Below are 10425 nucleotides of genomic sequence, written 5' to 3'. Positions count from 1 at the left end.
CAAATAAAATCGGATTCAATCCGAAAAAGAAGACAGTTGTATTTTCAACAGAAATTAATAAATTTATAACCCTAAATACTCCTTAAGGATTTATTCCAAAATGTCCAAGTTAGTTTGAAGACGTACACTTAGTAGCGATCAGATAGTGTTAAAATCTAAGGTAACTGAAATTGAGGAATCAGGAGATCAACTTATTGTTAGAACAGAAAATAAAGATCAATTTATTGCCGATCACGTCATCATTTCTATACCTCCACAACTTGCACGCACGTCAATTTCTTTCACTCCTCAACTGCCTCACGAGATACAGACCCTATTACCTACTGTTCAGACATGGATGTCAGGAGCCATCAAATTTGCGATAGAATATTCTGAACCATTTTGGCGCCAGGAAGGATTTTCGGGAATGATTTATAGTCATGCCGGAATTATCGTGGAAATGTATGACCATACCAATCTTGAAGAGAACAAGTTTGGTGTTACAGGGTTTCTAAATGGTGGATCAGCCTCATATTCTCAAGAAGTAAGAAAAGAATTTGTCTTAAAACAACTGGCTGAACTTTTGGGTGAAAAAGCAGTACAACCTGTCAGCTACTTTGATAAAGTATGGACTGATGAATATATTTTGGGTGGTAAACAGATAATCTCCAGACCGCACCAAAATAATGGACACCCTCTTCTTCAGTTCGGATATCTAAATGACAAACTTTTCTTTTCTAATACTGAAACATCCCCTGAATTCCCGGGATATATGGAGGGAGCCGTGATTTCTGCAAAAAGCATCGTAGAAAAATTGATTAAAAACGAGTACGGCAATTCAAGATCTTTATTTGATATATAAATAATTATTTCTTAAATTACAACATAGTGTTTAAAAGACCTAAATTTCTAAGTCAGATCCTAAGGAGACTGGAAATAATAACAGCCTTTTGAGTAAAAACTAATTCAATTTGTGTAAATGAACATATATAATTACAGTTCAGATAGACAGGAGCCTAGAAGAAAAGTATTTCTTTCGCAAAATATTGTTTCACTATTGGAACAAGGTGAAAAGGTAGTGTATTACGCTGGTAATAATACGACAATTTCAAACGATCAATTTGCAATACTTTCTGCTGGTAATTGTTTGATGACAGAAAAAATACCTGTTAGTAACAGCTATCAAAGTACCATGCTACTTTTCGACAATGAGGATTTAGGTAATTTTTTCATGAAATATTCTTCCATCATTGACAAAAATATATCCAGCGAAAACAAACCAAGGCAGCCATTTTTAGTTTTAAAAAAAGACAAATTTATTAACAATTTTATTGATTCGCTGAAACTCATAGAATCTAAGCCAATAATGTTTAGTAATAAAATAATGTCTTTGAAATTCGAAGAATTAATGCTCCATCTTCTCGAAAAATATCCTCTTGAAATTTGTTCTTTTCATAATAATAGCATTGAAGAATACTTCGACTTTGAAATCAAAAAAGCAGTTGAAATGAACATATCTAGCAATTTAACACTGGAAGAATTAGCTTTTTTATGTAACACAAGCGTTTCAACTTTTAAACGGAAATTTATAAAACTCTATAACGAGATTCCGAGTAAATATTTTTTGAAGAAAAAAATGGAAATAGCAAAATCATTGCTGCTTAAAGATAAAAATCCAAGTGAAATATATTACAAAATTGGTTATGAGAATCACTCCAGTTTCTCAAAATCTTTCAAACAGTTCTATGGTATAAGTCCCAAACATTTCCAACAACAAAAAATTGAGTGATTTGCAACATTTTTTGACCGATTAGCTATAACACAATAGTCGATTTTGAGTATAATTTTGCGCTGTATAATAAAGTAGTACAAAATGACAAAAAAATATCTAAAAGAAATTGCAGAGTATAGCAATTGGGCTGACAGTTCTATCATAAATTGGCTGGAACAAATTGACGACGAAAAATGGGAAAAGGAGATTGAAAGTAGTTTCAATTCTATATTTAAAACCGTACTTCACATTGTTGGAGCAAAAAAGATTTAGATTGATTTCTGGAACAATGTCTCTACTCCTGTCTTTCTATCCACCGAATTTAAAGGATCAAAAACTGAATTAATTCAAATCTGGAAAACAGTAATGGTCGATTATAATAAAACTATTGAGAACTATGACGAACAAAAATATTCGCAAATGGTCTCAATCAAATTTAGTGAGCAGGAATGGAAAATGGAATTTGTACAAACTGTTCTGCACCATAACAATCACGCAACTTACCATCGAGGTCAGTTAGTTACAATGTTGAGACAGGCAGGTTTTGTCAATCTTTCCAATACAGATCTGGCAACCTATCTCGTAAAGATAAAATAATGTATAAGAATTAAGACAGATTATTTTAACAAGTAATCTGTCTCATTTTAAATCTTATTTAATTTCGTAAATCACTTTTTGGCCCATCATAACAGTGGCATATCCTACTACATTTTGAGTATGATCTTTTCCTCCTTTCGTAAAAGTTACATCTACGGAACAGTCATTAGGTATTTTCAGACAAACGGTTTTAAAATCTTTATTCTCCAAAATATCAATCTTTTTATCTTCACATCCTATAATCCTCACATTAGAAATATCACTTCCTGACTGATTCACTACCGTTACCCTTAAGATACCCAGTAGAAAAGTCACAAAGAAAAAATACAGTATGGCAACAGGGATGTTTGCAGATAAAATGATAGCAGACCGTTTTAAAGAATCTTTAGTAATACTACCTTGAATACCTTTAAAAAAAAGAAATAGTAAAAGGATTATGTTCAGAACAACAATAGCAAAAACGATATAGAAACTATACAAAACAGTGATAGTAGACATATCAAAATAATAGACAATCATTAACCCTGTTCCGACACAAAAAGAAAGCAAAGCTATTATTATACTAGCTTTCCTCGCAGAAAAATCAGTAATCTTCAAAGCAATATTTTGTGTAAAAATAAAGAAATATATGTCAACTCAATAGCTTATTTCAATATATAAAGATTTATTAATACAGATTAAACTTACTTCATTAGATTAAAGCTTATTGAAGGTGTAGGTTTTGTAATGCAATCATAGCCTTCTCACGATCTGTTACATCCACAAAAATATGATCATGATGAAATGCAGCAACAACATTACAACTTATGCCTTCTTTACTGAGCGCCTGTGAAAATGCAGCTGTCAAACCAACAGCAGAAAGAGAAGAATTAACTTCAAGAGTAATCCAAGCAGCAATGTAAGAAAATGTTAAATTTAATTGTAGGGCATCTTCCTTTCTTAGAACAATTGTTACCTCTTCATTTTCCCTAAACATAAATATAATCTGTTGCACCGGCACAAGATCGAAATCAGGAACTGTACAGTACACAAATTCTCCATCATTCAATATTGGACTGAGCGTTTGTAAAATCGTTTTCAAATTGGTTTCTCCTGACATAAACATATTATTTTGCACAAAATTATTTAGAATCTTTAGTTTCTCCTTTTTCATTTGTTAAAAAATGATATAAAATTAAAACATTCTGTCGCAAAAATTTAATAGTGAAAGAAACTTGATTATTGCTTGGAGTAAAGTGGTGCGTTGATTAATAAAAAGTTTAACATCGGTAATAGGATTTTTCAGTTCACGATGCTGTGATAGGTAATGTAAACCAAAACGTGCTGCCATGTCCCTCATTACTCTTTACACCTATTTTTCCATTATGTCTTTCGATGATTTCTTTACAAATATAAAGACCTATCCCAAATCCTTTTTTATGTTGCATTTGTTCACTCTCAACTCTATAAAAACGGTCAAAGATATAAGGTTGGTCTTTTTGAGGAATCCCCATGCCTTGATCGGTAACATAGATGTGAGCTAAATTATTTTCAGTTACACATGCAATATTAATGACCGTTTCACTTTGAGAATATTTAACAGCATTGTTGATGAAATTTAAAATAACTTGTTCAATTTTGTCCTTATCGGCATGAACAGGCGTAAACTCTACAGGCGCAAAGATAACCTGATGTGAGGTAATTGTCGCAAGAGATTCTTCCTCAGCCAGACGCACAAGATCAGCCATGTCGAACTTGGTCTTATCGAGTTGAATTTTGCCTTCTCCTAACCTTGCTGTTTCAAGAAATCCATTGATCATTGCATCCATACGCTTTATCTGTCTTGTTAATTTAGAAGCTGTATCATTTAATGTCTGATCATTATTTTTATCGGCCCTTTTCCCGAGAAGATAGGCATAAGCGCTAATAGCACTCAGCGGGTTACGAAGCTCATGACTAACCATTCCTATAAAATCGCTTCTGCGCTGTTCATCCATCTTTCTTTCTGTTATATCGGCAATTGTTCCTGAAAAATGAGGAATTCCATTGTTGATGGAATTCTGATATAACTTACCGGTAGCATGTACCCAACGAATCTTTTTATCATGTAATCTTATAATCGGATATTCCATTTCATATACTTCGCCACTATGTATCGCTATATCAATAGCCTCAAAAATTTTATCCCGATGACTATCTTCAATATGGCTTACTATAGCATCGTATGGCATTTCTACATCCGCATCAAAGCCGTATATTTCTTTTAGACGGGCAGATGCTGTAAATTCTTTTGTCTTTGCATTAATACGCCAGGTTCCTAAATTAGCCGATGAAATAGCCATGCTCAGGTATTCTTCTTTATCCATAACCTCCTGATGAAGCAGATAGCTCTCCGTTATATCAGCAAAACTTCCGATAGCTCCGATAATTTTCCCATCCTGAGCTTTCATTGGAGTAGTATTCATTCTCAGATATATTGAATCCCCCATTTGGTTATCAACCAGAAAGACATAATTCTCTACAGGATTACCTGTCCTTATAGCCACTGTTATGGGATGCTCATCATCAGAAAGAGGTGTACCGTCGAGTTTTCTGTTATTCCATTGAGGTGAAGAATTATTTAGAGTCAGCATGCTTAGTTCATCTAACTTAAAAATCTCCCTGTTATGTTTATTTGTATAGACGATATTTCCTTTTTCATCGGTAATTCCAATACCCTCACCTACTATATCAAGAATTGTCTGAAGCCTCTCTCTGCTTTGGAATAACTCAATATTACTCTTCTTTAATTTATCCTCAGTTTCAAGCAGTTTTTCGTTCAGTTGTACAAGCTCTTCATTGAAAGATATCAGATCCTTGTTTCTTTTTTTTAACTCATATTCATTTTGTTGTAAGGCTAATTTTGCATTGACCTGATCAGTGATTTCTACAGCCATATCAATAATTCCTACGATCTGGCCATCTTCGTACAAAGGGGTATAAGTAAAGTTGAAGTAAGCAGTTTTGGTTTCGCCATTACGCTTGAGAATAACTTGTGTCTCATTTCCATAGACAGGTTTTCCTGAGTGATAAATATCAAATAAAAGATTGTATGCAGGCTGTCCTTCGAGTTCTGGTATAGCGCTTAGCAATGGCAAACCGATAATATCTGAACCTTTATCTAAAAGCTCCAGCATTGGAGCATTTGCCGTATCAATAATTAAGTCCGGACCACGAAAGAGAATAATAGCAACAGGAGACTGTTCTATAACATTTTTAAAATTACTTTCACTTTTCTTGTTATTTTCTTTGAGGATGCGGTTATCCTTTTGAGATCGTTCCAGCTGCGTAAGTCTCTTTCTAAGAGATAACTTGTCAACAACCTGACGCGCTAATGTCCGAAGTGCCTTTTTTTGTACATCGTTTAATTTTCTGGGTTTATTATCAATTACACAAATAGAACCTAGCGCATAACCTTGCTCATCCACCAATGGCATACCTGCATAGAAACGGATATCAGGGCTTCCGGTAACCAGAGCATTATTTTGGAAGCGTACATCCTCTAGAGCATCTTCAACCTCCATTAGGGCTTCAGGATTTTCAATCGCATCTGAACAGAAAGAATGACAGCGATCCGTTTGGATTGTATCGATACCAAAATGAGATTTAAACCACTGACGGTTTGTATCCACAAAACTAATTAAAGCAATTGGTGTATCACAGATGTATGCTGCTAACTCTGTAAGATCATCAAAATCCTTTTCTTCTCCAGAATCCATAATATTGTAAGAGTAAAGCGACTGGAGTCTCAACTGCTCATCTAAAGAATTGCTATTTGCCATCGAAATGTATTGATATTGTAAACTTAGAAAACTGTAAGCAAAGATATAATATTAAGCATCATAATTACACATTCGATCAGCAAGAAAATCTTTATTTAATCTGTATAACATATTTGAGAAGCAGCAATATTTACATAGCTTTTTGCAGCGCATTAAACTATGCAAGAAATATCTAAATAGTATTAGCACAGACCAAAATTTAAAGTTTCTCATTGACAATACTTTATTTGGTTCAGGTTTATTTCTGAAGTTTACAATCTAACAAAATTATTTACATTACACTGGCCGAATCATATATGCTAAAATGCTATGAATCCGGTATGTCATTTATAATGGGCAGTTTGGCATGTACAAGTAAAGATAAAAAAAGAATTTCAACTTTAAATAAACTGACAAAGACTGATCATCGTAAACGATAAATATCTATTTTAAAAGACTAATAATTTTAAAAAAAATATTATGTAGCCAATTAAAAAATTATCTTCACTCAAAGCTTATTAAGAATAATTTCTCAATGTACTAAATGATTATTACAACTGTTACTAAAGAAAGTTTTGTTGTTTTAGAATATCAATAAAATTGATTAAAATTCAGAATCTTGATTTTTTGTAAATTGTCCTGTTAATTCTAAAAATCATCTATGCTTAGCATTAACGAACAGACCAGCTCCATTTACAACTGGACACTTCAACTCTCACAGTCGATGGGACTCAGCGACCAGGCAGCACAAGTTAGCACAGTGTCAATTCTACTCATTTCATTACTATTTCTCCTTTTTGTGGTTGATTACCTACTTCGATTCTTTTTCAGCTCAATGCTGTTGAAGTTTGTCAGAAAAGCAAACAATCAGTGGGGAAATTATCTGGCAGATAATAAAATCTTAACCAATCTGACGAGAGTAATTCTCACAGCAGTATCGCAACAGCTTATTCCGGTAATTTTTAGTGGTTTCCCATCTTTTAATACGCTGCTTAATAAAATTTTAAGTGTTCTGATTTTATTTTTTCTTTACAAACTGTTCAACAGCCTCTTTAAAACGGGACGGGATGTACTACGGACTTCTAAAGCTCTTGCAAACAAACCTGTCGACAGTTACCTTCAGGTAGTTCAGATTTTTTTAATTTTTATATTAATCACCCTTACTGTTTCAATATTTACAGGCAGCTCACCATGGTCTTTCCTGGTGTCATTAGGTACAGCGTCAGCAGTCCTGATGTTGGTATTCAAAGATACCATTCTGGGATTCGTCGCAAGCATACAGGTCTCGGCAAACGATTCGGTAAGAGTCGGAGACTGGATAGAAATGTCAAAATACGGCGTAGACGGCGATATTCTTGAAATCAATTTAAATAATGTCAGAGTTCAAAACTTTGATAAAACCATCGTAACAATTCCTACCTACACTTTACTCAGTGATTCTTTCAAAAATTATCGGGGAATGCAGGAAACAGGTGGGAGACGTCTGAAGAGAGCTATCAATGTAAAGATTTCCACCATTCGGTATCTAGAAGATGTTGATCTTTTTGAACTCAAAAAAATTTCTTTACTAAAATCTTTTATCGAAGAACGCGAAAACCAAATCAGAGAATATAATTCAAAGAATAATTTTAACACTGATGTTAAAGTGAACGGAAGAAGAATGACAAACATCGGTCTTTTCAGAAAATACATTACTTTTTTTTCTGAAAAAAATCCGGATATTAATCAGGAAATGACCTTAATGGTGAGACAACTGCCACCTACTTCAAAGGGGCTTCCTCTTGAATTATATATGTTTACCAATGGAACCAACTGGGCTTTTTATGAAGATACCCTATCTGATATTTTCGACCATCTTTTTGCTGCAATTCATTATTTTGACCTGCAAGTGTTTGAAGAACCTTCTTCCGATGATATGAGAAGGCTGATCGCTTCAAAGGTCAGCGCTGACGAATAAGAGATGTTGTTAAAAATCCACGATTCAGCAATTTTTTTGTCGGAACCATATAAATTTAGAATCTTAAAAAGTACAAATGCGAAATGTTTCCAAAGACACGTCTGGTGAATAATTTTTTTGTACATTAGATTACAATATAATATACCACCATTGATTACATACTATTATGATTGATCTTGATAAAGCTGTTCATTTAATAAACGAAAAATTAGAATTGTGGTTCCGGACACTGATAAAAATCTTGCCCAATTTAGTTTTAGCTATTATAATTTTTCTTATTGGATTATTTATTTCAAGATGGTTGCGAAAAGTCGCTGAAAAACTAATTTTAAGATTTACGCAGAACATTACGATTACCAGATTATTTTCCACTTTTATTTATCTTCTGTCTCTTGGAATAATCATTTTTACATCTTTAAGTATTTTAAAATTAGACAAGGCCGTAACTTCGATTCTTGCAGGTGCTGGTATTGTAGGTCTGGCTTTGGCATTTGCTTTCCAAGATATTGCCGCCAATTTTATATCTGGAATCTTTATTTCTTTCCGACGTCCCTTAAAAGTCGGTGATATTGTATCAATTAAAGACTACATGGGTAAAGTGGAAGAAATCAATTTGCGTGATACTGTTATTCGTACTTTTCAGGGAAAAATGGTCATTATACCCAACAAAGATGTGTTTCAAAATCCAATCGAAAACTATTCAATACTCGGAAAACGAAGATTTGATTTAGAAGTAGGCGTGTCTTACTCTGATGATTTAGAGAAAGCGGCGCAGTTAGCTATCAACGCAGTAAAAGATATCGAAGGAATTTCATCTGATGACGAAGTTACCTTATTTTATAAAGAATTTGGAGAAAGTTCTATCAACTTCACTATTCGTATCTGGTGCAATTCTTCGGAACAGCTTCAATATCTAAAAGTAGGTCATTTGGCTATTATAGCTATAAAAAAATCATTTGACAAAAATAATATCAGCATTCCATTTCCAATAAGGACTTTGGACGTGGTTTGGCCGGAAAAATTTTAGTAAATCTTAAATATTATTTTTGTATGTGCGCATGGGCAATAATATTAAGTACTGACAATTATAAAATTCGTTTTCTGATAAAAGTTGTAATTCCAAAAGCTGAAAATCTGAGTATCCCCAGACTACATGATTTAAGATAAATAAGTGACCGCTTTGGTACATAAAAGCAAATAAACTGACCTGTTGAAAATAAAAAAACGATGATCACCAAAATAAATTTTTACATTCTTTTGTTATCTGTGATTTTGTATCCTAATATCAATTTCAAAGCACAAAATGTTGAGATTAAGAATAATAATCATCATTCAACAATATCGTATCAACATAAAAAAGAAATTTCAGTGGAGAAATTCTTTCATAAAAAGATGAAAGTTGAAAAAGATTACAAAGTTTCAGGGAGAAAATTTGAAATTTTTTACGAAAAAGATGATTTGATTTACTGTGGAAAGAATTTAACTGCCAATAAAAATATTAAAGTAGACACTTTATATATTATTCCAAAAAGACTCTTATTACCAGAGTTTTCTGCATATCATTTGGATGGCTATCAGGTAAGAGATGCTGTTTACCAATACTTAAGAAGTAATGTAAAGGGTTTCACTAACCATGATTATAAGAACCATTTTATTTATAAAGTCGACAAAAATATCATCACTGTGATGCTGGAGCAGGTAAGTCACAAATATTTGCTCCGAAAAAGTATAAAATATCTTTTAAAGGTTGATACTGCAAAATTAGAGATTCAGGAATTTAAAAAATTATAATCGTTCAGTCTGAAATAAAATTGCTGGTGTAAAGTAAAAACTTTTGTTCATCATCATAAAATGAGTCGAAGATAAAAGCTTTTTGCTAAAAAAATATAGTTTTGTTAAAATGAAATCAGATGAAATATATAAAAATTGCTGAGAGCTTAAAAATCCTCTTATACTCTTTTGATGAAATAATATAACATTAACGGAGTAAGCTAAGTTCATTAATGTCCATAATGAATATTCGGGTTGCCTCTTAGTTTTTCAAAGTTTTTGTAATTTTTCTTAATTGACTCAGTGCTGGCCTTCTCAAATTCTTTACTTGTTACTTTGTAATTTTTTTGGATCTCGACTAATTGCTTTTTTAATTCACCTATAATTTTTTGGTACTTAGGATTATCAATTTGGTTGCTCAATTCCTTTGGATCCTTTTTGAGATTGTACGTCTTCAAACTAACTTGGACATTTTGGAATAAATCCTTAAGGAGTATTTAGGGTTATAAATTTATTAATTTCTGTTGAAAATACAACTGTCTTCTTTTTCGGATTGAATCCGATTTTATTTG

General features: G+C 32.7%; 8 protein-coding genes and 1 pseudogene. 6 read left to right on the top strand and 3 right to left on the bottom strand.

Annotation, left to right across the window (positions count from 1 at the left end; translation table 11 throughout):
• The first annotated feature begins 145 nt into the window (after window positions 1-145).
• The 3 genes and pseudogenes from BA768_RS16610 (at window position 146) to BA768_RS21800 (ending at window position 2347) form a co-directional block, all read left to right on the top strand.
• Entirely contained in the window at window positions 146-841 is a 696-nt protein-coding gene (locus tag BA768_RS16610) for a flavin monoamine oxidase family protein (protein WP_065721673.1), read from the top strand.
• A 117-nt stretch (window positions 842-958) separates the two neighbouring features.
• Window positions 959-1768 carry a helix-turn-helix domain-containing protein gene (locus BA768_RS16605; RefSeq protein WP_065721672.1) on the top strand — a complete coding sequence of 270 codons (810 nt, stop codon included), beginning with the start codon at window positions 959-961 and terminating at the stop codon, window positions 1766-1768.
• Between the two features lie 84 nt (window positions 1769-1852).
• Window positions 1853-2347, top strand: a pseudogene (locus BA768_RS21800) (DinB family protein).
• Window positions 2348-2401: 54 nt separating this feature from the next.
• Here the strand turns inward: BA768_RS21800 and BA768_RS16595 are convergent.
• The 3 genes from BA768_RS16595 to BA768_RS16585 form a co-directional block, all read right to left on the bottom strand.
• Window positions 2402-2944 carry a hypothetical protein gene (locus tag BA768_RS16595; RefSeq protein ID WP_123947136.1) on the bottom strand — a complete coding sequence of 181 codons (543 nt, stop codon included), beginning with the start codon at window positions 2942-2944 and terminating at the stop codon, window positions 2402-2404.
• Window positions 2945-3050: 106 nt separating this feature from the next.
• The gene (locus tag BA768_RS16590) at window positions 3051-3500 is read right to left on the bottom strand and encodes an ACT domain-containing protein (RefSeq protein ID WP_228388464.1); all 450 of its coding nucleotides are present in this window, start codon (window positions 3498-3500) and stop codon (window positions 3051-3053) included.
• A 133-nt stretch (window positions 3501-3633) separates the two neighbouring features.
• Window positions 3634-6147 carry an ATP-binding protein gene (locus tag BA768_RS16585; protein ID WP_065721670.1) on the bottom strand — a complete coding sequence of 838 codons (2514 nt, stop codon included), beginning with the start codon at window positions 6145-6147 and terminating at the stop codon, window positions 3634-3636.
• Window positions 6148-6787: 640 nt separating this feature from the next.
• Between BA768_RS16585 and BA768_RS16580 the strand changes: the two genes are divergently transcribed.
• The 3 genes from BA768_RS16580 (at window position 6788) to BA768_RS16570 (ending at window position 9874) form a co-directional block, all read left to right on the top strand.
• Complete coding sequence (locus BA768_RS16580; protein WP_065721669.1) at window positions 6788-8083, top strand: mechanosensitive ion channel family protein; 1296 nt, start codon at window positions 6788-6790, stop codon at window positions 8081-8083.
• A 166-nt stretch (window positions 8084-8249) separates the two neighbouring features.
• The gene (locus BA768_RS16575; protein WP_228388463.1) at window positions 8250-9110 is read left to right on the top strand and encodes a mechanosensitive ion channel family protein; all 861 of its coding nucleotides are present in this window, start codon (window positions 8250-8252) and stop codon (window positions 9108-9110) included.
• Between the two features lie 200 nt (window positions 9111-9310).
• Window positions 9311-9874 carry a hypothetical protein gene (locus BA768_RS16570; RefSeq protein WP_065721668.1) on the top strand — a complete coding sequence of 188 codons (564 nt, stop codon included), beginning with the start codon at window positions 9311-9313 and terminating at the stop codon, window positions 9872-9874.
• The last annotated feature ends 551 nt before the right edge of the window (window positions 9875-10425 follow it).

This window comes from Chryseobacterium sp. CBo1 (assembly GCF_001693475.1).
In the GTDB taxonomy this organism is placed as follows: Bacteria; Bacteroidota; Bacteroidia; order Flavobacteriales; family Weeksellaceae; genus Chryseobacterium; species Chryseobacterium formosense.
This window is presented reverse-complemented; position numbering and strand designations above follow the sequence as displayed.

Coding starts and splice junctions, on each gene's coding strand:
- BA768_RS16605 (WP_065721672.1), top strand. CDS start 959: ATGAACATATATAATTACAGTTCAGATAGACAGGAGCCTAGAAGAAAA.
- BA768_RS16590 (WP_228388464.1), bottom strand. CDS start 3,500: ATGAAAAAGGAGAAACTAAAGATTCTAAATAATTTTGTGCAAAATAAT.
- BA768_RS16585 (WP_065721670.1), bottom strand. CDS start 6,147: ATGGCAAATAGCAATTCTTTAGATGAGCAGTTGAGACTCCAGTCGCTT.
- BA768_RS16580 (WP_065721669.1), top strand. CDS start 6,788: ATGCTTAGCATTAACGAACAGACCAGCTCCATTTACAACTGGACACTT.
- BA768_RS16575 (WP_228388463.1), top strand. CDS start 8,250: ATGATTGATCTTGATAAAGCTGTTCATTTAATAAACGAAAAATTAGAA.
- BA768_RS16570 (WP_065721668.1), top strand. CDS start 9,311: ATGATCACCAAAATAAATTTTTACATTCTTTTGTTATCTGTGATTTTG.